The 25,027-nt window shown below is 38.1% G+C and carries 21 protein-coding genes; 6 read left to right on the top strand and 15 right to left on the bottom strand.

The features are described 5' to 3' along the window. Positions 1-33: 33 nt before the first annotated feature. Positions 34-264, top strand: a complete 231-nt coding sequence (locus tag RM549_RS07525) for a DUF6341 family protein (RefSeq protein WP_311683354.1) — start codon at positions 34-36, stop codon at positions 262-264. On the opposite strand, the gene purD is transcribed toward RM549_RS07525, so the two are convergent. Further along, a complete protein-coding gene (purD, locus tag RM549_RS07520; protein ID WP_311683352.1) occupies positions 256-1,530 on the bottom strand; it encodes a phosphoribosylamine--glycine ligase in 1,275 nt (424 codons plus the stop codon). The two genes, RM549_RS07525 and purD, sit on opposite strands and share 9 nt — an antisense overlap. Positions 1,531-1,617: 87 nt before the next feature. Here purD and RM549_RS07515 point away from each other — a divergent pair, with 87 nt between their 5' ends. Further along, on the top strand, positions 1,618-2,928 hold the full coding sequence (locus tag RM549_RS07515) for a phenylacetate--CoA ligase family protein (RefSeq protein ID WP_311683350.1): 1,311 nt from the start codon (positions 1,618-1,620) through the stop codon (positions 2,926-2,928). Here RM549_RS07515 and RM549_RS07510 read toward each other — a convergent pair. The 6 genes from RM549_RS07510 to RM549_RS07485 are packed head-to-tail and all read right to left on the bottom strand — an operon-like array spanning position 2,921 to position 9,225. Further along, on the bottom strand, positions 2,921-3,736 hold the full coding sequence (locus tag RM549_RS07510) for a glycosyltransferase family 2 protein (protein WP_311683348.1): 816 nt from the start codon (positions 3,734-3,736) through the stop codon (positions 2,921-2,923). The two genes, RM549_RS07515 and RM549_RS07510, sit on opposite strands and share 8 nt — an antisense overlap. Beyond that, complete coding sequence (gene rfbD, locus RM549_RS07505; protein WP_311683346.1) at positions 3,736-4,605, bottom strand: dTDP-4-dehydrorhamnose reductase; 870 nt, start codon at positions 4,603-4,605, stop codon at positions 3,736-3,738. Before rfbD ends, RM549_RS07510 begins: the two co-directional genes overlap by 1 nt. Then, positions 4,602-5,147 carry a dTDP-4-dehydrorhamnose 3,5-epimerase gene (rfbC, locus tag RM549_RS07500; RefSeq protein ID WP_311683344.1) on the bottom strand — a complete coding sequence of 182 codons (546 nt, stop codon included), beginning with the start codon at positions 5,145-5,147 and terminating at the stop codon, positions 4,602-4,604. The genes rfbD and rfbC overlap by 4 nt, the downstream gene beginning before the upstream one ends. Before the next feature lie 9 nt (positions 5,148-5,156). Next, on the bottom strand, positions 5,157-6,845 hold the full coding sequence (locus tag RM549_RS07495; protein WP_311683342.1) for a DUF6909 family protein: 1,689 nt from the start codon (positions 6,843-6,845) through the stop codon (positions 5,157-5,159). A gap of 26 nt (positions 6,846-6,871) precedes the next feature. Further along, positions 6,872-8,353, bottom strand: coding sequence for a GH3 auxin-responsive promoter family protein (locus tag RM549_RS07490; RefSeq protein ID WP_311683341.1), 1,482 nt, complete (start codon positions 8,351-8,353; stop codon positions 6,872-6,874). Positions 8,354-8,355: 2 nt separating this feature from the next. Then, positions 8,356-9,225, bottom strand: coding sequence for a M23 family metallopeptidase (locus tag RM549_RS07485; RefSeq protein WP_311683340.1), 870 nt, complete (start codon positions 9,223-9,225; stop codon positions 8,356-8,358). A gap of 216 nt (positions 9,226-9,441) precedes the next feature. Here RM549_RS07485 and RM549_RS07480 point away from each other — a divergent pair, with 216 nt between their 5' ends. Further along, a complete protein-coding gene (locus RM549_RS07480; RefSeq protein WP_311683338.1) occupies positions 9,442-9,651 on the top strand; it encodes a twin-arginine translocase TatA/TatE family subunit in 210 nt (69 codons plus the stop codon). A gap of 51 nt (positions 9,652-9,702) precedes the next feature. Here RM549_RS07480 and RM549_RS07475 read toward each other — a convergent pair whose 3' ends face one another. The 3 genes from RM549_RS07475 to RM549_RS07465 are packed head-to-tail and all read right to left on the bottom strand — an operon-like array spanning position 9,703 to position 13,512. After that, complete coding sequence (locus RM549_RS07475) at positions 9,703-10,680, bottom strand: DUF4837 family protein (protein ID WP_311683337.1); 978 nt, start codon at positions 10,678-10,680, stop codon at positions 9,703-9,705. A 23-nt stretch (positions 10,681-10,703) separates the two neighbouring features. Then, a complete protein-coding gene (locus RM549_RS07470; protein WP_432264706.1) occupies positions 10,704-12,287 on the bottom strand; it encodes a lytic transglycosylase domain-containing protein in 1,584 nt (527 codons plus the stop codon). 40 nt (positions 12,288-12,327) lie between these two features. After that, positions 12,328-13,512, bottom strand: coding sequence for a phosphoglycerate kinase (locus RM549_RS07465; RefSeq protein ID WP_311683335.1), 1,185 nt, complete (start codon positions 13,510-13,512; stop codon positions 12,328-12,330). Between the two features lie 141 nt (positions 13,513-13,653). Here RM549_RS07465 and RM549_RS07460 point away from each other — a divergent pair, with 141 nt between their 5' ends. Further along, a complete protein-coding gene (locus RM549_RS07460; RefSeq protein WP_311683333.1) occupies positions 13,654-14,808 on the top strand; it encodes a DNA polymerase III subunit in 1,155 nt (384 codons plus the stop codon). Positions 14,809-14,910: 102 nt separating this feature from the next. Here the strand turns inward: RM549_RS07460 and RM549_RS07455 are convergent, their stop codons facing one another. The 5 genes from RM549_RS07455 to RM549_RS07435 form a co-directional block, all read right to left on the bottom strand. Next, positions 14,911-15,426 carry an OmpH/Skp family outer membrane protein gene (locus tag RM549_RS07455; protein ID WP_311683331.1) on the bottom strand — a complete coding sequence of 172 codons (516 nt, stop codon included), beginning with the start codon at positions 15,424-15,426 and terminating at the stop codon, positions 14,911-14,913. Between the two features lie 241 nt (positions 15,427-15,667). Next, positions 15,668-16,507 (bottom strand): class I SAM-dependent methyltransferase, encoded by an 840-nt coding sequence (locus tag RM549_RS07450; RefSeq protein ID WP_311683329.1) that lies wholly within the window; start codon positions 16,505-16,507, stop codon positions 15,668-15,670. A 60-nt stretch (positions 16,508-16,567) separates the two neighbouring features. Further along, on the bottom strand, positions 16,568-18,439 hold the full coding sequence (mnmG, locus tag RM549_RS07445) for a tRNA uridine-5-carboxymethylaminomethyl(34) synthesis enzyme MnmG (RefSeq protein WP_311683327.1): 1,872 nt from the start codon (positions 18,437-18,439) through the stop codon (positions 16,568-16,570). Positions 18,440-18,459: 20 nt separating this feature from the next. Next, entirely contained in the window at positions 18,460-18,879 is a 420-nt protein-coding gene (ybeY, locus tag RM549_RS07440; protein WP_311683617.1) for an rRNA maturation RNase YbeY, read from the bottom strand. Next, positions 18,872-22,129, bottom strand: a complete 3,258-nt coding sequence (locus RM549_RS07435; RefSeq protein WP_311683325.1) for a coiled-coil domain-containing protein — start codon at positions 22,127-22,129, stop codon at positions 18,872-18,874. The genes ybeY and RM549_RS07435 overlap by 8 nt, the downstream gene beginning before the upstream one ends. Before the next feature lie 153 nt (positions 22,130-22,282). On the opposite strand from RM549_RS07435, the gene gltX reads away from it, so the two are divergent. Together gltX and RM549_RS07425 are read left to right on the top strand one after the other, a co-directional pair. Beyond that, entirely contained in the window at positions 22,283-23,797 is a 1,515-nt protein-coding gene (gene gltX, locus RM549_RS07430) for a glutamate--tRNA ligase (protein WP_311683323.1), read from the top strand. Positions 23,798-23,935: 138 nt separating this feature from the next. Further along, positions 23,936-24,949, top strand: a complete 1,014-nt coding sequence (locus tag RM549_RS07425; RefSeq protein ID WP_311683321.1) for an SPFH domain-containing protein — start codon at positions 23,936-23,938, stop codon at positions 24,947-24,949. Positions 24,950-25,027 lie beyond the last annotated feature (78 nt).

The raw sequence follows: 25,027 nt of genomic DNA, 5'->3' as shown, positions 1-25,027 counted from the left end.
TTTTTGTAACAATTAATATAACAAAGTTATACCATGAAAGATTTATTTGAAGGAATTGAGGATCTATTTGTAAACGTCCTGTTTGCTCCGCTGGATTGGATACGTGAACTGGAGCTTGAATCCTGGTTCCTGGCTAATGCACTTAATTTCTTCTTTGTAATTATTGGTTTTGTCGCTTTCCTTTACTGGATGAAGCAGTTAAAAGGTTTTAACGACAACAACGAAGAAAACAGGGATCCCAAAGCACATTCCTTTTTAGGATAGGTCAAAACCTAAATCCTTTCTATAATACATCTTATCGAAATGTAGTTTTTCTGCATTTTGGTAAGATTTTTTTAGCGCCTTTTTGTAATCCTTATCCAGGGATGTAATGGCTATAACGCGGCCACCACTTGTTACTACTTTTCCATCTTCCATTTTTGTTCCTGCATGGAAAACAATTGAATCTTCTACTTTATCTAATCCCGTAATTTCCTTTCCTTTTTCATAAGCTTCGGGATATCCCCCAGAAACCATCATCACTGTAGCCGCTGCACGTTCGTCTATTTCAAGATTAACTTCATCCAATTTTGAGTCGAAGGTTTTTTCCAGAACCTCCACCAAATCAGATTTTATTCTTGGTAACACAACTTCAGTTTCTGGGTCACCCATTCTCACATTATATTCAATAACGTAAGGATTATCATTTACTTTTATGAGTCCGATAAAAATAAAGCCTTTATAGCTTATATCTTCTTCATTTAATCCATCAACCGTAGGCTTTACGATACGCTCCTCAATTTTCTGCATAAACTCCTTATCTGCAAAAGGAACCGGGGAAATCGCACCCATTCCGCCAGTATTTAGTCCGGTATCGCCCTCGCCAATTCGCTTGTAATCTTTGGCTGTTGGGAGGATTTTGTAATTCTTTCCATCGGTTAAAACAAACACACTCAGCTCTATTCCATCCAGGAATTCTTCGATTACGACTTTAGCACTGGCTGCGCCAAATTTTTTACCAGCCAACATGCGCTCGAGTTCTGCTTTCGCTTCTTCGAGATCATCCAGTATTAGCACACCTTTTCCCGCAGCAAGACCATCGGCTTTAAGTACATAAGGTGCATCCAGCGTTTCAAGGAAAGATTTTCCTGCTTCGAGGCTTTCTTCTGTAAAACTTTCATAAGCTGCGGTAGGGATTTTATGTATCAACATAAATTCCTTAGCACGCTCCTTGCTTCCTTCCAGCAAAGCTCCTCTCTTGGACGGGCCAATTAATTTCACATTCCTAAGCTGCTCATTTTGAGAAAAGAAATCGGCTATTCCTTCCACCAGGGGATCTTCGGGCCCTACAACGAGCATTTCAATTCCTTTTTCCAGCACGAAACTTTTAATTGCTTCAAAATCTGTGACTTTTAAATCTACATTTTCAGCAATTTCTGAAGTTCCCGCATTGCCCGGAGCCACAAAAAGTTCAGTACATCGCTCGCTTTGAGAGATCATATATGCAAAGGTATGTTCACGGCCACCGGCGCCAAGAATTAATATTTTCATCTGGAACTGTTTTAGTTGTTGCGCCAAAAATAATTGTTTGTAAATTGAAGCACCAATTATTTTTTACAAAAAACGAAATTAAAGCATTTGGAGTGGTTCAGGCTTTCTTTACAGCTTAACAATTTCCCAATTAACCGGGCAGAAAAATTGTTGCAACAAATCCAGGAAATTCCGGAGCAGAAATATCAGGAATATCTTGAGGAACAGCGTAACTCTATTCTAAAATTCCACATCGAAAATAATACATTTTACAGACAGTTCTGTCCTAAAAAGAATTGCAAAAACTGGGCAGATGTTCCTGTAATGAAAAAGACTGATCTTCAGCAGCCTTTACAAAATCGTCTAAGCAAGGGCTATAGCAGCCGCAAAACTACTTATGTGGGAAAAACTTCAGGCAGCAGCGGGCAGCCGTTTATTTTTGCCAAAGACCGTTTTTCCCATGCTCTAAGTTGGGCCGGTTTTAATAATCGCTATCACTGGCACGGGATAGACCTCAACAAGTCTTTACAGGCCAGGTTTTATGGGATTCCGTTGGATTTCTACGGAAATATACAGGAGCGCGTAAAAGATCGTATCAGCCTGCGACGGAGGTTTAATATTTTCAATTTAAGTGATGCGAAAATGCAGAAGTTTCTGCAACGCTTCAAAAGAACCAAATTTGAATATATAAATGGTTATACCAGTGCAATTCTACTGTTCGCAAAATTTCTTAAGAATGAAAATATTATTCTGAAGGAAATTTGTCCCAGCCTAAAGGTTTGCATTGTTACTTCTGAACGTCTTTTTGAAAACGACAAAATCCTGATGGAAGAAACGTTGGGTGTTCCGGTTTTAAATGAATATGGCGCCAGTGAAGTTGGGCTGATCGCTTTTGAAAATCCTGAAAAAGATTGGATCGTAAATTCTGAAGATCTTTATGTGGAGATTCTCGATGAAAAAAATAATATCCTGCCTTTGGGAGCAGAAGGACGGGTGGTGATTACTTCGCTGTACAATAAGGCACATCCCATGATTCGTTATGATATTGGCGACACCGGCATTTTATCTGAAACGAGTACTTTTAAACATCCCAAACTTCAAAAACTTATTGGCCGCACCAATGATATCGCCCATTTAGCAAATGGTAAAGTGGTACCGGGACTTACATTTTACTACGTTACAAAAACCATAATTACCGATACCGGAAGTATTAAAGAGTTTGTAATCACTCAAACGGCGCTAGATTCGTTTAAAATTGAGTACGTTAGTGAGAATGATTTTTCTGAAAATCAAATTCAGAAGATTACTTCAGCCATTCAAAGATATGTGGGTAAAGATTTAAAAGTAGAATTTGAAAGAAAAGACACGCTCCAACGGAGCAAAAGCGGAAAACTTAAACAATTCACCTCCCTTATTTAATCGGTTTTAACTGCCGCGTTTTTACCACTAACTGCTCTTTTAAAAATATACCCATATATTTCAGGCTTTTAAAGAAACTGAAACCCAGCACACGATAATAGATATTGAAGTTGTGCCCAAGCATTTCCAGTTTATTTCCTGAAACAGAATTTCTCCTCAAGCGATAGAGTGCCAGCGGCTCCTTTAATCCCTTGGCTGTTCCTCCTTTTTTTATTGCCTCCAGCCATAAAGCCCAGTCCTGCCGTTTCCTCACCTCGGGAGCATAAATTTTTCCAAGTTGCACCACATCGTACATGCCGGTAAGGTTTCCAATGTAATTGGCTTTAAGTAATTTTTCATAGGTTAAATACGGAAGCGCTTCTATAATCTCGTTCCGTTTTTGCCCATTTTCGGTAATACGTTCGTAGCTGGAATAGGAAACAGAGAGCTCGTTGCTCTTCATGAACTCCAGCTGCATTTCCAGCTTGTTCACCTTCCAGAGGTCATCTGCATCCAGAAAAGCAATAAAATCGCCCTTAGCGGCTTTAATTCCCTTATTGCGGCTATAACCTGTGCCTTTGTTCTTCTTGTTTTCAAAAAGTTTGATGCGTGGATCTTCTTTTGCATGAGTCCGGACTTTTGAGAGCGTAAAATCTTTAGAAGCATCATCAATAACCAGAAGTTCCCAGTTGGAATATGTTTGTTTTTGAACAGAAAGAATAGCTTCAGTAATAAATTCGGCGGAATTGTAGGCAGGCATTATTATGGAAACCAAAGTTGAATGATCCGTCCTTATGCCTTTTAAATTTTCCAAAACCGAAGCTGGCATCAGGAACTTTTCTTTGAAATTGCAGAATTATACAATTGTTCCAGGCTTTCCCGCCAGTGGATTAATGGAATATTGAAATTTTGCTGTACTTCTTTTTTGCTCAACACGCTATATTCGGGTCGTTTAGCTACAGTTTTATAAGAATTGTCCTTATTAAGCTCTAAAACTTCAGTATTTCCCGAAATTTCTAAAATAGCTTCCGCAAAGTCGTACCAGGTGGCTTCCCCATCGTTGCTAAAATGATAAACTCCATAATTGGCATTTTCCGAGACGATAATTTGCATTACCAGCTGCGCAAGGTCATTTGCATTGGTGGGGGTTCCTTTTTGAGCAGTGGTAATGTTTAAAGTTGCTTTTTCTTCAGCTTTTCTAAGGATTGTATTGAAAAAATTATGATTAAATTCCGAATAAAGCCAGGAAGTCCTGAAAATAAAGTATTTATCTGCAGATTTCCGTATATTTTCCTCTCCTTTTAGCTTGGAAGCGCCGTAAACATTAATGGGGTCGGTTTTATCATCTTCAGCATAAGGCATTTTTGAATTTCCGTTGAAGACATAATCTGTAGAAAAATGAAATAAAGTGGTGTTCGAAAAATGGCAAATATCGGCCAGTATTTTAGGTGCTTCGGCATTCACTTTAAAAGCTTTCTCCTTTTCAGATTCTGCTTTTTCGACATTTGTATAAGCTGCACAATTTATGCAGTAATCAAAATCTTTTGCAGCAAATAAATGGGTGAGATCGCATTTATTGGTAATATCCAATTCTGAAGAACTCATAAACACAAAATCAAACTGACTATACTGCGAAGACAGCTTCTCAAAACACCTGCCTAATTGCCCTGAAGCTCCTGTAACTAGAATAGATTTCATTTAAATTGCTCCTTAAAAGTTGGCTGCTGCATATCTTTATCTGAAATAATCATTTTTTCTTCAGGAAAATTCCATTGAATATTGAGGTTCGGGTCATTATAAATAATTCCAGATTCTGCTCCCGGTGTATAATATTTATCACATTTATAGGCAAAAACAGAGGTTTCAGATAAGGTAAGGAACCCGTGTCCAAATCCCTTTGGAACATATAACTGGTGTAAATTCTGATCATCGAGCACCACACTGTACGTCTTTTGAAATGTTTGTGAACCTGGTCGCAAATCTACCACAACATCCAGTACTTTCCCGTGAATCACCCGTACTATTTTTGCCTGTGCAAATTCTCCGGTTTGAAAATGGATGCCCCTTAAAACCCCAAATTTCGACACAGACTGGTTATCCTGAACAAACTCATCTTCTATTCCCGTTATTTCTGCAAATTTTTTACGATTATAACTTTCCAGAAATATCCCGCGCTTGTCTGTAAATATGGAAGGTTTTATTAAAAAACAGTCTTTTAGAGGTGTCTGTTCTGCCTGCATAATTTTATTTTAAGAATTGAATATTTGCTCGAGAATTTTTTCGGTAATAAGATAAGTTGGTTTTACACCCGTAGTTCCTAAACCTCCCGAAGCCAACGTACTTCCTGTTTCCAGCGGATTATCTGATGCATAATAAGCATAGCGTACCTTTACATCGCCATCTATATTGCCGCGTAACTTTGCCGCTGCCTGTATGGCTTTTTGGTAATGCGCCCCTTCCATTTCAAGTCCGCTCACATTCCAGGTGGAATCGTGAAAAAACCTTAAAATGTCCTTATTTTGAAGGGAAGTTCCCAAAACCGTAATCATACTACCGTCTACCACATGAATATCATGACCTTCCAGATCTTCTTTTGAAAGTTCATTTTTAAAAGGATAATTATCTGCAGTTCCTTCAAATAAATGTGCCGTAGGAACCATAATATCCCCTTTTGCACCTTCAAGTATTCCTGCTTTACCCATAATCGAAATGGATTTTACATTCATATGGATTTCATCATCCTCAAAAGAATAGGGTTTTAAAAGCTCATCCATTGTTTCGTAGGCCTGTTCTCCAAAGGCATAATCCATTACAATTATTACCGGCTTCTCTTCTTCGGGTTTTTCAGCAAAACCTTTAACTTTAAAACCATCTTCAAGTTTTGCGGTGTCAAAAACCTGCACATCTATATTGGTACCGCTATCATCTTCAATGAACTTCATTCCATTACTGAGCGCTGCCTTGGCCACTTTATTACGCAAAGGCCCGTTCCCGCTATCACTTAAATCTTCGTAGACGCCCAATGGCTTCTTCTTTTTTAATTCGGCTTTAAGAGCAACAGGAGTAAATAGTGTATTCATTACGCTGTGCATATTGGCACTGATAATGTGTATTGGACGATGTGTAAGATTTTCGGCAAGTAAATATTGCTTGATTTTATCTGCCCAAATTTCGCCATGTATATGTTGTCCCAAACGCTCCCGCAGTACCTGGCTAAAAGTGATAAGCCGCTTGTTGTTCTCTACTATTTCTGAAATTGCGAGTTTCCCCAACCAGTAAATAATATTTAAAAAGCGCTCCTGATTCTCGGGAAGGGAAAATTTAGGATATATGGTAGTAACTTCATTAAATGTCCTTCCAAGAATATTTGCAGTATGTGTTAACGCTACTTCCCGCTCTGCCTGAGTAAGATCTTCGGTTTGTAAAACAGCTTTTTCCAGTTTTTGCCAGTCGCGGGTTACACTTCCCTCCTCATCTATCACCACACGGCGCATAATTTTATGAGACTCTATAAACAAAAATGTGAGGTGAGTGAGAATATCATATATTTCTGAACGACCACGGGTAATTTCGATATTCATCTGTTCATCGTCTATACGGTAACAGTTCCGGCGTCTTTTTGGAGGGATAATTGGTTTAAAATGGGAATTCCCATAACCCTCATCGCTGGTAAGGTTGATATAACGACATTCTTCAATCCCTTTTGGAAGCCTATCTATAACGTATAGAAGTCCGTGTAATTCTGCTTTATCTCCCGCCACAGATCCATAAATTTCTGGTCTAAGTGTTAATAAAGCCTCTCTAAGCGTTTCTCCTGAAACACCCATAGGTTTATAAAACCCCCTGTTAAAAAGGTGGCGCATAGTAATATACATTCGCTCTATAGCACTGGAACTTTCCTGAGCACGGGTGCGACCCTCGATTTTCAAATTCGACATATATTCTTTTAGTTTCTCTAAATTATTTACAGTTTATCAGCAATATTTCTATCGTTGGATAACCGCGGAAGTTTATTTTGCCCACCCAGTTTTCCAATTGATTTCATGTATTTCTGAAATCCGTCACGTTGCACTTTGGTAATTTTCAAAGGTTGAAGAATTTTTCCTTCAATCAAATCAAAATAATAAGAATTTTGCTTCTGCATAGATTTATCCAGAATATCATTGAATTTCTTTAAATCTTCCGGTTCCTTTTCAAATTCTATAAACCACTCATGGTAAGGCAGCTCCTCCCCTGCCGGTGTAATTTGCGGCGCCACTGTAAATTCACTTATCCTGGCATCTGTTTCAGACGTTGCTTTTTGCATGGCTTCCTCCACTTCTTTTGCTATTACATGCTCGCCAAAAGCTGAGATAAAATGTTTGATCCTGCCAGAAACGATAACCCTGTATGGTTTTGTAGAGGTAAACTGGACCGTGTCGCCCACATTATAGGCCCACAATCCTGCGGTAGTGGACACAATCATAACGTAATTTTGCCCAATTTCGACCTCTCCAATGCTAAGCCTTTGCGGGTTTTTGCTGTAGAATTCTTCAGCTTTTATAAATTCATAGAACATCCCGGAATCCAGCTGAAGTAACATTCCTTTTTCGTCCTGCTTATCCTGAAAAGCAAAAAATCCTTCGGAAGCGGGGTAAAGTTCAATACTATCTACCTTCCTCCCAATAAGATTTTCAAATTTTGAACGATAGGGTTCAAAATTGACTCCACCGTAAATAAACAAATTAAAGTTTGGAAAAAGATCACCCACTTTTTTACCGGTTTTCTTCTGCAGGCGTTCGAAATACATTTGAACCCACGACGGAATTCCACTAATTACGGTCATATTTTCATTGCGGGTTTCTTCTACGATCGCATCTACTTTTGTTTCCCAATCATCAATAGAATTCGTTTCCCAACTTGGAAGCCTATTCTTTTGAAGGTATGCCGGAACGTAATGAGCGACAATTCCTGATAGCCTTCCAAGTTTTACTCCGTTTTTTTCCTGCATTTCGGGACTTCCCTGCAAAAAGATCATTTTACCATCTACAAAAGAAGAATTCCCGGTTTCAGCTATATAACAAAGAATGGCGTTACGGGCTGCATTGATGTGGGTGGGCATGGAATCTTTGGTAAGCGGAATATATTTTGCACCACTGGTAGTTCCTGAAGTTTTAGCATAATACAGTGGCTTACCCGGCCAAAGTACACTTTCTTCCCCAGCTACCATACGGTCTACATAAGGTTTTAATTCCTCATAATCCCTTACCGGAACATTTCCCGCAAAGTCCTTATAAGTCTTTATTTGCTTAAAATTATGATCTTTCCCAAAGGCGGTAAATTTTCCTTTTGCAATGATCTGCTGGAAAACCTTCATCTGAATATCTTCAGGATTTGAAGACCATTTTTTGATGTTATTCTGAATTTGTTTGGCAAATAATTTTGCCCCAAAAGATTTTAAAGACATAGTTAGTTGAAATCTATATATTCTGTAGGATCCACAGGGGTTCCTTCATTCCATAATTCGAAGTGCAGATGCGGTCCTGTGGTAAATTCTCCTGTAGAACCTGCCGTAGCAATTACTTCTCCCGCTCGCACGACATCTCCCTGCGCTTTGGTAAGGGAAGCATTGTGCTTATACACCGAAAGCAGGTCGTAACCATGCTTTACAATGATAACATAACCTGTTTCTGTAGTCCATTCAGAAAAAATCACCCGCCCGTCTGCAACAGACTTGATAGGCGAATTCCTGGCTACTACAATATCAACAGCAAAATGCTTTTCTTCTGCATCAAATTCTGCAGAAATTGAGCCCTTTACGGGCGCAATAAGAGAGAAATTAATATTTTCTGTTGCACCTGGTAAAATATTATACTTATCCTCCTGCGCAACTTGTTCTCTAAGGAGGGAATCTGCCCGTGAAGGTGTAACAACCTCCATATCCTCGTTATATTCTGAACCTGTGAGAACAGAATCCCTGTTTAAAGCATAAGCTTCCAGGTCTCCGGTAAGGACACTCTTAATAGATCCAAGATACTGGTTATTCATTTTAATCACTCCTTGCAGGGAATCTGTAGTATATGCAAGGTTGATAGCCCTCTCTTTAAGTTGAGCCGATGAGTAGCCGGGGATATACTCCTTTAGTGGAGTGAAAGCAATAATATAAGTTGTTGCTGCAATAAGTATTATTGCACTTAAAGTGACTGTGACAAAAACATTTAATCTTGTAAGTTTAAAAGAAAGCCGCTCTTCGAAGGTATCTTCATTAAGGATGACCAGCCTATATTTATGCAAAAGTTTCTTCGCAAATTTTCTTTTATTTGTTGTTTTATCTGCCATTTATATAAAATACGATACAAAGATATAGTAAAAAAAGAAGGCTTAAGAGGAACAACTTCTGGGAATTATTCCAGTATACGCGCATTAGTAAGGATTCCTAATTGCATTTGCTTCCCAAAAAGCACCAAAACCTAAGTTAAATTTATACATTTTGTCACCTCTTAACGTTTATATTAGTGAATTCTTGCTAAGTTTGCAATAATAAATCTTATAAATATGAACGCATTAATATTACCATTAGTAATAGGAGCGCCGCAAATTATCCTAATTGTAGTTGTTATACTTCTTCTTTTTGGAGGACGTAAAATACCGGAATTGATGAGAGGTCTGGGTAGCGGAATTAAAGAGTTTAAAGATGCTTCTAAAGACGACGAGGATCCAAATACAAACCAGGATCCTAAACATGTTCCAGAAGACAGGAAATAATTAATAAGAAATTTTATAATAGCCCAACCTTGCCGGTTGGGCTTTTTTATTTTAATCTATTTTAGCTGATCTTAGAATCGCATCCAATTCAAATATGTTGTCCCTCTTTGCCATGGAGGGTGAAAAAACAAATCCTTCAAGTATAATATACCTGTCATTCTCTTCGTCCCTTACCGCATAATTTATAAAAGGACCAGCCATAAAAGCATTTTTAACATCCCAGGTTCCTCTTGTTTCATAAGCAAAATGTCCGTCTATACTGGATTCGAACAAGTAAGGCGCATAGGCTTCTTCGGTTTGCATATAAGTTCCTTCTACAGGCCCGGGAATATACTTCTCACCTATGGAATCACGCATTTTGATGATACTGCCTATTACGTTGGTATCATTTTCTATAGTACTTAGCGGTACCTCATAAACCAGAATTTCCATAAGACCTTTAGGAATTTCCTTTCTAATCCATAAAAAATCCTCTTCATTCATTGCATAACGATAAGCCGTTGGAACCTTCATAGAAACTCCCAGCTTTTCCTTTAGGATTTCATCATCTTTTAAAGACTTCCCTATCCTACGTTGTTTCTCTTTTAATTCTGTCCCCTTCAGGATTTCTACGATGCTATCAGAATTCTTGCTAATTACATTAATTAATTCCTCATTGTTCTGTCCCTTAATTATAACTCCGGTTTGGGGTTTTGCATATTCTTCCCTGATTATCCCAAAAGCACGATCTGCGCCTTTCTCTACATGCAGAAACAAACGACTTTTTCTTACAAATCCAGAAAATGCCTGTGGGGGTATCTGGCTTAAAGAAAACATTGGCTCTTCCTGCGGTAAACCGTCAACCGGGGCAGCAAGATGACTTCTTACTACTTCACCTACTTCTCCCTCCCACAAATCGTTTTCCATAACCACCGTAAGCTGGTTGATATTTCCGGAAGAGTCTGCAAGGATACGCACGTTTTCTTTGGATTCATTTTTACAGGAAGCCAGTAAAAATATACTTACGAGAAGAAGGAAATGTTTTTTCATTTTTAAGAATTTGGATTAGAATTTTAGCCTTTAGAAATTTTTAATTTCATACCAGGCTTAAGAGTGTTAGTGTTCATATCATTCCAACTCCTCAAATTCTGTACCGTAACTCCCGGGAACTTCTTTGATATACTCCAAAGAGAGTCTCCATTTTTGACTGTGTATACTTTTAAATCGCTGTTTTTGCCCTTTTTAGGTTTTTCTGAACTTTGAGTTACAGCAGATTTTCTCGGGTATATAGTAAGGTATTGACCAATTCTTAAATTATTACTCCTCAGATTATTCCATTTCTTTATATCACTTACACCAACGCCATATTTTTCTGAAATTCTACCAAGAAAATCTCCGCTTCTCACACGATATCTAATACGGTCCTCCTCCTCTACATAGGCTGGAAGTGTTTCTTTAATTTCATCAATATCACTCCCAACATATTGATAAATGGCAGCTTCGTTAGAAACAAATACTCCAGTTGAAGTTCTGGGAAGTCTCAAAGTGTAATGTTCATCTTTAATAAAAGGAATTATATCGAGTTTATAACTCGGGTTCAGAAACTGCAGCATTTCTTTATCTACCCCGGTAATTTTCGAAACATGATCGAAGCTCAACATCTCTTTTACGCGCACGGTATCAGTTTCAAAATAAGCAACTGCAGGACGGTTTGGCTGAAAGTTATGTTCTTCTGCATATTCAAATATATACAGCGTTGCCAGGAATGCAGGTACGTAACCCGCTGTTTCACGTGGTAAAAACCTTCTTAAATCCCAGTAATCTACAGATCCACCACTCCTTCGTATAGCTTTGGAAACATTTCCCGGCCCGGAGTTATAGGAGGCAAGGACAAGGTCCCAATCCCCAAAAGTTTTATACAGGCTGGCCAGATACCTGGCAGCTGCCTCGGTAGACTTTACAGGGTCCATACGTTCGTCAACATAGGAACTAACGTCAAGACCGTGCATTTTACCCGTAGGAAACATAAATTGCCACAAGCCTGTAGCCCCAACCCGTGATCGCGCCCGGGGATTAAGTGCAGATTCTACAATAGCAAGATATTTTATTTCTAACGGAATATTATAACGATCCAGCTCCTGCTCAAAAAGCGGAAAGTAATAATCACTTAAGGCCATTAAACGCTCCATAGCGTGCTTGTTGCGCTTTAGGTAAGATTTTATTACACTTTCCAGGCTGGGATTATATTCTATGTTGAAAGGAGTCCTGGCGTTCAAGTTTTTAAGTCTTGCCTTTAATGTATCGGTAGGAAGTTCCTGTAAAACAACTTCGGAATAATCCTGTTCAAGCACACTCTTGTGCATTGTTTCAAAAAGATCGGAATTTGTAAGCTCGAGTTTCCAGATAGAATCTATTGAACGTGCACGCGGCAGATCTTTTAGTGCCACAGTTGAAGAATCCCGAACTACAGCCGAGATCGGGATTCTATCTTTAAATTCGGGGTCAGGCTCGGCCAGTTCAATTTCAGTATCAACAGATTTTTGGAAAATCTGAACTCTGAAATTGGTTTTCTCCACCTGTTTTTTCTTCTCATTTTGCGCATAAGTACTAAGCGCTATAAGCGAGAAGATGAGCAACATTCCCCTTCTTATCATCATTTTTAGTTATTCCGTACAAACCGTGGTCTACACATATTATTTATTTACTAATTGCTTCTATTCCGGGTAAAGATTTTCCTTCCAGCATTTCAAGCATCGCTCCACCTCCGGTAGACACATAACTTACGCGGTCTTCCAAACCAAATTTCTTAACTGCCGCTACAGAATCTCCACCGCCTACAAGAGAAAAAGCACCTTTTTCGGTAGCTTCTGCTATGGCTTTACCCAACTCTATTGTTCCTTTTGCAAAGGCATCCATTTCAAACACCCCCAGTGGCCCATTCCAAAGGATAATCTTAGAATCAGAAATTACTTTAGAGAAATTTCTTAAAGTTTCTGGTCCCACATCAAGTCCCATCCAGCCATCAGGAATCTCATCTACACGTTCTGTCTGCGTACTGGCTTGTTCAGAAAAACTATCAGCTATAATTGAGTCTACCGGCAGATGTACCTGAACTCCTTTTTCCTTTGCTTTTTTTAGTATTTCTAAAGCCAGTTCCTGTTTATCATCTTCCACAAGAGATGTACCAATTTTACCTCCCCGGGCTTTAATGAAAGTATAGGTCATCCCACCTCCAATAATAAGATGATCGATTTTATCAAGAATATTTTCAATAACTGTAATTTTTGAAGACACTTTTGCCCCACCTAAAACAGCAGTTACAGGTTTTTCTTTACTATTTAACACCTTATCAAGGCTTTTTATTTCTTTAGCTAACAAATAACCGAAGCATTTTTTCTCGAAGAACTGGGCTACAATAGTTGTTGAAGCATGTGCACGGTGAGCCGTACCAAATGCATCATTTACATAAATATCCCCAAGTTCAGAAAGTTGCTTTGCAAAATCTTTATCTCCTTTTGTCTCTTCATCATGAAAACGCAGGTTTTCAAGAAGTAGTATTTCACCAGGTTTAAGATCAGATGCCGCTTTTTTTACGTCCTCTCCAATACAATCCTCAACAAATTTTGGTTTTACACCAACAACTTTTGAAACTTCCTCTACAACATTACGTAGCGAATATTTTTCTTCCCTCCCTTTAGGTCTTCCCAGGTGAGACATAAGTACCACGCTGCCTCCATCCTCAAGGATTTTTAATATTGTAGGTTTTGCGGCTTCAATACGGTTGTTATCTGTAACTTCCAAATCTTCGTTTAAAGGCACATTAAAATCTACCCTTATTAACGCCTGTTTATCTTTGAAGTTGTAATCGTCTAAAGTTTTCATCTGATTTTTATTTTGGTATTAGGCTAATCATTTAGCATTGCTGAATAGCATTATTTCAAAATCACCTTTTTTCGGGCGGTCTTATTACAAATATAATTTTTTCCGAAGATATAAAAGAGCATATAAATTATATATTTGCTTATGCTTTTCTCCAATATAATAGGTTTACCGCACATAAAGAAACATCTTACCACTACTGCAGACAGGAGTAGGATTCCACATGCCCAGTTGTTTGTAGGAAAAAATGGCAGCGGCACACTTCCCATGGCTATTGCTTATGCACAATATATTTTGTGCCAAAATTCACAAGGGGAAAACACGACAGGAAATTCTTCCTGCAACCTGAAATTTAAAAACCTCTCGCATCCCGATCTTCATTTTGCTTTTCCGGTTGCGACCAATGATAAAATTAAGAGTCACCCTGTTTCTTCCAATTTTCTTACGGAATGGAGAAAGTTTGTTTCTTCTAATCCTTTTGCTAGTTTATTGGATTGGTATCAGGAGATAGGAATTGAAAAAAAACAGGGGCAGATTGGCGTAGATGAAGCACAGGATATTGTAAAAGCTCTTTCTTTAAAATCTTATGAAGGAGGATTTAAAGTTATGCTTATTTGGATGGCCGAAAAAATTAATACTGCAGCCGCAAATAAGCTACTCAAGCTAATTGAAGAGCCTCCTAATAAGACACTTTTTATCCTTATTACCGAAGATGAGGAGCAAATCATCCAGACGATACGTTCGCGCTGTCAAACCCTTCATTTTCCTCCTTTAGCTGAAACTGACATAGCAGAAGCTTTGGTGGAGAAGTATAATTGTGGTAAAAGTGAAGCATTAAAAACTGCACATCAGGCAAATGGAAGCTATACAAATGCCATTCACATTTATGAGAAGCGATCTGGCGATGAGCAATTTGAAACCTGGTTTATAGAATGGGTGAGAACAGCTTTTAAAGCTAAAGGAAACAAAGCAACTGTTCTGGAATTAATTAGCTGGAGTGAAGAAATTGCTGCCCTGGGCAGGGAAACACAAAAAAGTTTTATTGAATACTGTATAGATTTCTTCCGTCAGGCTTTGATGATGAATTATAAAGCCGAAGATTTGGTTTACCTCTCTCCGCAGACTTCAGGTTTTAAATTAAAAAAATTTGCGCCATTTATTCATGGTGGTAATATATTGGAGATCACCCACGCCTTGGAGGAAGCGGCTTACCATATCGAGAGAAACGGAAATGCAAAAATTATCTTCACAGATCTTTCTATTAAACTAACGCGGTTCCTGCATAGAAAAGCGGCATAGTAAAAATGGCAATTTTCGTGTTTTATACACAGTATAAAGTATTCTGAAAAATAAAAAAGCCCCAGTTAAACTGAGGCTTTAAATTAGTAAATGGCGTAATACTTAGTTTGCGTCGTATTCGGCATTAAGCTTCTCTAATATTTCCTGGGTTAAATCTTTACCATCCTTTGCAAACATAATGCTGTTTGCCGAATCGTTAGATCCGAAGATATAAGTGTAACCATTTTCTTCCCCGTACTCCTGTACATAATTCTTAACTTTCTTTACAATAGAATCTACGGCAGCATCACTTTGAGCACGTAATTGACCACCCTGAGCCTGTTGCTGCTGTTGAAGCATTTGCTGCTTTCTCATTAATTCCTGCTCCTTCTCCTGGCGATCACTTTGGCTCATAGTATTCATGTTAGCCTGGTATTCTTCAACTTCCTGCTGAAATTCACTTGCAGCTGCGTCCAGTTGCTGTCTTACAGAATCTGACTTGGTAGTAAATTCTGCTTCCATATCTTCCATTTCTCTATACTCCTGAATTAATTTAGAAGTATCAACATATGCAGTTTTTTCCTGATCGCAGGAAGTCATAATCATTCCTAAAACCAGAATTGCTAAAATTTTCTTCATGTCTTTGTTTTCTTAAATTTTAATTTGTGGCAAATGTAAGAAAGTAAATAAATAATTCAACGGAAGTTTTTACAGAAGAAAATCATTTTTAACGACTATAGAACCATATTATAGTTAAAAAAATTAGATAAAATTACTCTATAATAAATGACTGCAATAGAAGCGATTTAAAGCAGGTTCTAAAAAAAAGAGACATAATCTATGTTCTTGATGCCAAAACTCAAAATTGAGGCGTTTAAAGTTAAATTTTTTCTTTTTTAAAGAAATACACCAGGGAAGAATACTCAGAAGAGGAGCGTGCTTTAATATTTGATTTTAATCCCGTATAAAAAGCCTTCAGATAATTTGAAGAGCCTGTTTTATGTTTTTCAGAAAGGAGACTCACATAATAGGAATCAAAAATAAGCGGACGTTTCTCCACCAGTTCAAAATTATGATCGTAGAAGAAATCTGTTATTCCTTTTTGGGAATAATGATAAAGATGTCTAGGCACATCGTATGCTGCCCAATAATCTTTATAGTAATTGGCATCATAGCTTTTAAAATTGGGAACTGCAACAACCAGTATCCCATCATCAGCCAATAAATTGTATAGTGCTTTTAGTTCTTCTTCCTGATCTGGAATATGCTCAAGTACATGCCACAAAGTTATAACATCAAATTTTAATTCTTTAAGATCTTTAAATTCCTTTTCTAAAATTACATCTTTATGAAGTGCTACTCCCCTTGCCTTTTCATTGGGTTCTACTCCATAAACATCAAAAGATCGATTCTTGGCCTCAATTAAAAAATCACCAGTACCTGCACCAACATCCAATAATTTTCCGGTGGTTTTATAATTATATATCCAGTCAAGCTTTTTGTTCAGCATGAAGTTTTTTACCCGCTGGTATAATTTTTCAGTTAAGGTAGATTTAGAATCTGTATGGGAAATATAATGGTCACTGGAATAATAAAACGGTAATTTTAATGGAATAGGTTTTGTCTCGAGAATTTCATATTTATCATTCCAGAAAAGATCAAACTCTTCTCCCGAAACCAGGTAATCTTTACAAGAAATAAAATATTTTTGCTTTGCCATCAAAGGGAAATGTTCAGTTAATAGAATTAGATGTCATAGTTCCACGTGGAACAATTAGGATTACCTACCCATATATACCAATAAAACCGAAACATCATTTGGACTAACTCCACTAATTCTTGATGCCTGAGAAACTGAAGTTGGCTGAACTTTATTCAATTTTTCACGGGCTTCAAAAGACATTGATTTTATCTTCGAATAATCAAAATTCTGCGGAATTTTCATATCCTCTAATCGGTTAAGTTTATCAGCATTGTTCTTTTCCTTCTCTATGTATCCCGAATATTTTACCTGAATCTCTGTTTGCTCGAGTTCCTCTTCATCAAGTTCATGCTCCTGAATATACTCTTCCACTCCCGGAAAGTTTCTAATATCCGCCATGGCAATATTAGGCCTGGAAAAGATCTTAAATATTTTATCGCTCTGCTTCATTAAGGCAGAACTATTATTATCTAAAACCGGATTGGAATACTCTGGTGTGACACTATGATCTTTTAAAAACTGAACGAAATCCAAAGATTTCTTCTTCTTCTCCTCCATCCTGCGCATTCTTTTTTCAGAAGCCAAACCGAGATTATAAGATCGTTCAGTTAAACGGAAATCTGCGTTATCCTGTCTTAATAAAGTACGATACTCTGCTCTTGAAGTAAACATCCTGTAAGGCTCCTCTGTTCCCTTGGTAATTAAATCGTCTATTAAAACACCAATGTATGCCTCATTTCTCTGAAGAATAAACTCGTCTCTTTCCTGAACTTTTAACGCAGCATTTATACCCGCCATTAATCCCTGGCAAGCTGCTTCTTCGTATCCTGTTGTGCCATTAATCTGTCCGGCAAAATATAAACCGTCTACCAATTTCGTTTCCAAAGTATGTTTTAATTGTGTAGGCGGAAAATAATCGTATTCGATTGCATAGCCCGGACGAAAGAATTTTACATTTTCAAATCCTGCTACAGATTTTAATGCTTTAAACTGAACATCCTCTGGTAAAGAAGTAGAAAATCCATTTACATAAACTTCCACCGTATTCCAGCCTTCAGGTTCTACAAAAAGCTGATGCCGGTCTTTATCTGAAAAACGATTTATTTTATCTTCAATAGAAGGACAATATCTTGGCCCAATACTTTTAATTCTACCATTAAACATAGGCGACCTGTCAAAACCCTCTTTCAGGATTTCATGTACCTCGTTAGAAGTGTAGGTCATGTAACAGGAACGTTGCTTAGTTAGCGGTTTTGTTTCATCAGAATAAGAAAATTTCCCGGGAATATCATCTCCGGGTTGCTCGACCATTTTTGAATAATCCAGAGACCTTCCATCTACTCGTGGAGGTGTACCGGTTTTCATTCTACCGGCTTCGAAACCAGCTTCAATAAGATCTTTTGTTATGCCGGTAGCTGCTCTTTCCCCTGCTCTTCCACCACCAAAGTTTTTATCACCAATATGTATGAGTCCGTTTAAAAAAGTTCCGTTAGTACAAACGACAGATTTTGATCTTATTTCAAGACCTAGTGAAGTTCTGATTCCCCTCACTCTTCCGTTTTCAATTATTAAACCGGAAGCCATTTCCTGATAGAAATCCAGATTAGTAGTTTGCTCCAATCGTATCCGCCAGTCTTCTGCAAAACGCATTCTGTCGCTTTGTACCCTCGGACTCCACATAGCGGGTCCTTTGGATTTATTAAGCATTTTGAACTGAATTGCGCTGGTGTCGCTTACCAAACCGCTATACCCGCCAAGAGCATCAATCTCACGCAGAATCTGACCCTTCGCAATTCCTCCCATAGCAGGATTACAACTCATCTGCGCAATGTTTTGCAAATTCATTGTCACAAGAAGCGTTGTACAACCCATATTAGCTGCAGCAGCCGCGGCCTCACTTCCGGCGTGGCCGGCTCCAACAACTATAACATCATATTCCTTTTCAAACATTCAATTTCCTCCTTTTACAGTTATTGTTCCACGTGGAACAATTCAATTTTTTCGTTTTCCTTTTGTCGCATCAAAGCGCTTTCGCTTTCAGTTTTATCTTTATAACCAATTAAATGCAGTATACCATGAATGATAACCCTTTTTAATTCCTCATCAAAATCTACATTAAATTCCTTCGCATTTTCAGCAACCCTCTCCGTGCTAATAAAGATATCTCCCTGCAGTAAATTGCCTAATGTATTATCGAAGCTAATAATATCCGTATAAGTATCGTGGTCTAAATATTCAAGATTAATCTTATGCAGATAGTCATCATTACAAAATATATAACTAATCTCTTCGAGCTTCTTTCCTTCAGATTGAATTACGCCCTTAATCCAATTGGAAAAGGCTGCCTCATTCTTCAGTATAAATTCATTTTCTGAATAGAAATTAATCACTCCCGCCATCAAAATATTCTTTAACTTTTTGTTTATATATTTGCCGCAAAGGTAATATTTGTCTGTTTAAAATTTCTGTTGCTTTAAAATATTCTTTAGCCTTAAGATTTTGATCCTTAGGAGCATTGTTGAACTCTGTCTTATTACTTTCTGAAGTTCGCTTATCGTCCTCCCCCTGCTGAAGTTTTGCATCCTGAAACTTCAGTAATTCGTGTTGCAAATCCAACATTTTCTGAAGATTCTGTGGATCGAACTTCTTATCCAAAAGTTCCTCTTCAAGCTCTTCCATTTCCTCTTTAAGTTGATCTCCATTTCCGTTCTTTCCTTCCTTCTCCAATAATCTTTCCAGATTTTCCCGCAACTCCATTTGCTGTTTGTAAATCTCAAAAAGCTTACCATTCATACCCTCGCCGTCTTGTCCATCTCTCTTCTCCCCTTCTCCATTCTGCTCACCTTTTTGTTCTCCCTTCTTCATTCCATCCTTCATCTTACCAGATAATTCCTCCTGTTTTTTAATGATATCCATGAGCTGAACTTCCTCACCGCCTTTACCTTTTCCCATTTGCGGATTGGCCATTTGCTGCATCCCAGAAAGCATCTGACTAAGCAAATAAGCAAGGTCGTTGGATCTTGTAACAACATATTGCTGACTTGCAATTCCCTGCGGAAGTTGATTATCAGACAAGCGTTCCAAAGCTTTCTCTATATCATAATCTATATCTGTTAAGTTGGAAGTAATTTCCTCATCTATCATCGGATTTCGCAGAGCAAGTGTATAGAGGCTGTCATCTACATGTTCAAAATGTTCCCTGAGAATACTCTGCCTTTTTAGTTTGGAGGCGTATAAAGGATTGTCCTGATTAATGTCCTTGAAAACCTCCAGGAGGTTCTCCTGTTCAAAAGAAAAAGTAACCAGGTTATCCAGAATCTGCCGTAAAGTTTTAATATCAGCATCCAGTTGTTCGCCTTGCTGTTGCATACTTTGCGCCTGCATTGTTTGGCTCATTTTCTGCATTTTTTTAGCCGCATTCTTCTGTTTTTCCCTGGCCTCTTTTTTATTTCCCTGTTCTAATTCTTCAGAAGCTTCCTTCTGTTCCTTTTCGATGCTTTCTTCATCCACTTCTTCCCTTCCTAATTCTTTAGGCGATTTTAAAGCTTCATTGTCCTTTTCTAATTGGTCCATTTCTTCCCGGAACTCTTCAAACTCTTTAGAAATTTCGTCCTGCGCCTCAGCACTATTATCCTCACTCTCTGCCAGAGTTTCCTGGTCTTCGGCAAGTTTTTCCAAATCCATGCTCAACTTTTGCTTCTTTTCCTCTACATAATATTGTTTGGTAAGCTCAAGCAATTGCTCCAGGTTTCGCTTTTGATTCTGATTTTGCTTCGATAATTGCTCCAGCTTTTGTCCCAATTCTTCTCTATTAATCTTATCTGCAATTTCCTCAAGCTCTTTTAAGAGCTCCTCATTCTTCTGAAGCCGTTCTTCATTTTTATCTGTTCTTCGCTCCAGTTCCTCCCGAAAACTGTCATTTTTATCATTTGTCTTTTTCAGGCTCCTTTTTAATTTCTCGGAATAATTTTGCATTAATTCCGATTGCCTTTTTTGCCTGTTGATGAAATCCTCGATTTTCTTTCGCTGATTATAATCCAGCTTTTCACTCTCTTTCTGAAGTCTCGAGATTTCTTCAAGTTCTTTCTCAGAATTTTCCATTTTCTCCAGTCCTTCAGATAAGTTTTCTATGGATCTACCCTGATTCTGAAGTTTTTCCGCTTCAATTTCCTCTAAAGAGCGTTCTCTGTAGGAAAAAACTTCGCTTTTAGTGCTTTTACCACCATTTATTGCGTCATTATCGTAAACCCTGAAGAAATACTGGTAGTTATTGCCTTTTTCCAGGTTTATCTCTCCCGGAAAAGTGAGTAGGAACTCCTCGAAGTTCTGAGAGGAGGTCGAAATTTGCCAATTTTCGGCATCCTCTTCTTTTCCTTCTTTGTAGTAAACAAGTTCCAGTCCGGAGAGTCCGTAATCGTCAGAAATTCTTCCGCGTAAATAACGGGTGGTATTGTCCAGGCTGTCGATTTTCTGCTCAACCTCAATTTCTGGATATTCATCTTTAATAACTTCAATTCTATACTGAAGTTTTTGGTAATCATTTATTTCTTCATTAGAAGTACTCAGCTCGTAAGGAAACTGATAAAAAACCTGCTGATTATAATCAAAGATTGGTTCCTTTGAAGAAACAGTAACAACCGTATCTGCGTATTTCAGGTTAACCAGCTTTGTGTTTCTGGTATTAAATGTCCAACTGACTTTTGTTCCTTCCGGAATCCTAGCATTCCCGGTTCCGGAAATTATTTCATCCTGTTTTCCTGTATAAGCAGGATAATCCATCGCCATATCAAAATTCAGCAACTTTGGCACTTCTACTACTTCAACTTCGTAGGTTAGAGATTTAACTTCATTACTGGAAATATGAAAATTTACATTTTCATTCAGTCTCTTAAAAGTAAATTCGAAAACTCCTGGCGCTTCAGATTTCAGAAAATAGGTTTGATCATTAAAATGAATGGAAACATTTTCGGGTATTATTTTCCCGGTAGTTTCCACCACCAAACGCAAATCCTTATCCTCTTCCACCTTCAGGTTTTCATTCTGAATATGAAATAAAAATGGTGCCGGCGGTTCATAAGCAGTATTGTAATTACTTACCCGCGCATAGCTTTCAGAAAAAAAGGAAGAATTCCCGGTAAAGATTAATGCAAGCACAATTACAATGGGAAAAATGGCAAATTTCGAATACCTCAAACTGGTTCTATAATTTACTGCCGAAGTAAACGGAACAGGCTGAAGATCTTTAGCCTTTTGATCTATACTCGCCAAAAGAAGATCGGACTGGCTGGAATTTTCTTTAAGCTGAAGCACATTCAGAAGTTTATCACTCACTTCAGGAAAGTGCCGGCCTATAAGCCTGGATGCTTCAACTTTATTTAAACCTTCAGAAAGTTTGAGCAATTTAAAAAGCGGAATAAGGATAAACTTCAGTAGCAACAGCATTTCAACTGCAATAAAAAGCCAGAATAAAAGTGCTCTTCCGAAGCTATTGAGCCAGAAAAAATATTCTATCCCAAGGATAAGCAGAAAATACAGAAGACCAACCGTAACAAAAAGAATAGCACCCTTCAGTAATAAATTTAAATAATACTTGCGTATAAAGGCCTCCAGCTTTTCCTGTATCTTCTTAAAATGATCCATCTTCCTTCCTTCTGTTTAAAAAGCAAAATTACAATAAATATCCATCAATTAATTCAACCTGAATATCTTATGAATTTTAGAGAAAAACTCAACTTCCAAATGATTTAGGATTGCATAATTAAGGTTGTATCTTTGCTGTTAAAATTTAATTCTATGGCCACTAAAGTGCGTGTACGTTTTGCTCCCAGTCCAACAGGACCTCTACATATAGGCGGGGTGAGAACGGCTTTATTTAATTATTTATTTGCCAAAAAACATAAAGGTGATTTTCTGCTTCGCATTGAAGATACAGATCAAAACCGTTATGTAGAAGGTGCTGAAGATTATATTGTTGAAGCTCTAAACTGGTGCGGAATTCCGTTTGATGAAGGTCCCGGAAAAGAAGGAGATTTTGGTCCTTACCGCCAGAGCGAGCGCAAAGAAATCTATAAAGAATATGCTGAAAAGCTAATAGCATCAGGAAATGCATATTATGCTTTTGATACTGCTGAAGCGCTTGATGAGCATAGAAAAGACCATGAAGCCAAAGGAAAAACCTTTATTTACAACTGGCATAACAGGGAAAAACTGTCAAATTCCATCTCTCTTTCAGAAAAAGAAGTACAGGAAAAGCTGGATGCGGACGAACCTTATGTGGTACGTTTCAAGTCTCCTGCAAGTGAAACCCTGCATATAAAGGATGAGATTCGTGGTGCAATGGAAATTGACACCAGCATTCTTGATGACAAGGTTTTGTATAAAAGTGATGGCATGCCTACGTATCACCTCGCAAATATTGTGGACGATCATTTAATGGAAATTACGCATGTAATTAGAGGTGAAGAATGGTTACCGTCCCTGGCTTTACATGTGTTGTTATATCGCGCTTTTGACTGGCAGGCTCCGGTTTTTGCACATTTACCGCTTATTTTAAAACCACAGGGCAAAGGAAAACTAAGCAAACGTGATGGTGATAAAATGGGATTCCCCGTATTTCCACTGGAATGGAAAGATCCTAAGTCTGGAGAAATTTCTTCAGGATATCGTGAAGAAGGTTATTTTCCCGAAGCTGTTACCAATATGCTCGCCTTTTTAGGTTGGAATCCGGGTACAGAAAGAGAATTTTTCAAGATCAATGAGCTTGTGGAGGCTTTTGAGCTTTCCCGGGTGCATAAAGGAGGTGCAAAATTTGATCCTGAAAAGACAAAATGGTTCCAGCAACATTATCTTCAGGAGGCAGATAATTCCTTTCTAGCTTCAAAATTTCAGAAATTACTCAAGGAAAAAGGGTTTTCTCCGGAACAAGATTATGTGAAAAATGTGGTGGATCTTATAAAGGAACGCGCGGTTTTTGTTGAAGATTTATGGGAGCAGGGACATTTCTTTTTTACCTCCCCTACTTCCTACGATCCAAAGAATTCTAAAAAAGCCTGGAAACAAGATACCGGTGCTTTAATGGGAGAACTTATTCCTGTACTGGAAAATACTGAAGACTGGACATCTGAAAATATTCAGGAAACTGTAAAGGAATGGATTGGACAAAAAGAAGTTGGATTTGGAAAAGTTATGCAGCCTTTCCGTCTCGCTTTGGTGGGTGCCATGCAGGGACCTGATCTTTACGTGATCGCCGAATTTATTGGAAAAGAAGAAACGATTATCAGAATTCAAAAAGCAATATCTACATTATAAAGCGTTCCGACTCCGCTCGACGCAACTATTTTAAACCCGGATTGATAATCCGGGTTTTTTATTCACCTTTTTTGCCGCTGCACAATCAGCCTTTATTTTGCTATCTTTCAGAGATAATTTCTTAATTCTCACAAAATAATGGCAGGCTACATATTATTACCTTTACTTGGACTAATTGCTCTTGTAATCATCTTTTCCGGAGTTTTTACCGTCAAACAGCAATCTGCAGCAATTCTGGAACGCTTCGGAAGGTTCTTAAGCATAAGAAATTCCGGTCTGCACTTCAAAATCCCAATTATCGACCGTATAGCGGGAAGGATAAATCTGAAGGTGCAACAACTGGACGTGCTCGTTGAAACAAAAACAAAAGATAATGTTTTCGTCAAGCTGAAGATTTCTGTACAATTCCAGGTAGTAAAGTCAAACGTATATGACGCCTTTTACAAGCTCGAAAGTCCACATGACCAGATTACAGCATATGTTTTTGACGTTGTGCGCGCAGAAGTGCCTAAAATGAAGCTGGATGATGTTTTTGAACGCAAAGACGACATTGCAGTAGCGGTAAACCGTGAATTAAATCAGGCTATGCAGGACTATGGTTATGATATTATCAAAACTTTGGTAACAGATATAGATCCCGATGTTCAGGTTAAAGCCGCAATGAATCGTATAAATGCTGCGGAAAGGGAAAAAGTAGCTGCGGAATTTGTTGCTGAAGCAGACAGAATAAAAATCGTTGCCAAAGCCCGTGCAGAAGCAGAAAGTAAACGTCTGCAGGGACAGGGAATTGCCGACCAACGCCGTGAAATTGCACGTGGACTGGAAGAAAGCGTAGATGTACTGAATAACGTGGGAATTAACTCCCAGGAAGCTTCTGCCCTTATCGTGGTAACCCAGCATTATGATACGTTACAGGCCATTGGAGAGGAAACCAACAGTAACCTGATCTTATTACCAAATTCCCCACAGGCCGGTAGTGAAATGCTGAATAACATGGTTGCTTCTTTTACCGCCTCCAATCAGATTGGGGAGGCAATGAAAGAAAAGAATGAAGCGATTAAGGAAAAAAACAAAGGTAGAATTAAAGAGAAATATATAAGAAATAAACCAACCCAGGAATCAGAAAATGACGAAGAAGAAGGTACTTCATAGTTTTCTGAAACATAGAATCCAACATCAAATAAAAAAAACCTTTGAAAATTAATTCAAAGGCTTTTATATATATATAAT

Origin of the sequence: Autumnicola patrickiae (assembly GCF_031846525.1) — a bacterium.
Lineage (GTDB): Bacteria > Bacteroidota > Bacteroidia > Flavobacteriales > Flavobacteriaceae > Autumnicola > Autumnicola patrickiae.
Note: the sequence above shows the minus strand (reverse complement) of the source record. Positions and strands in the feature narration are given on the sequence as shown.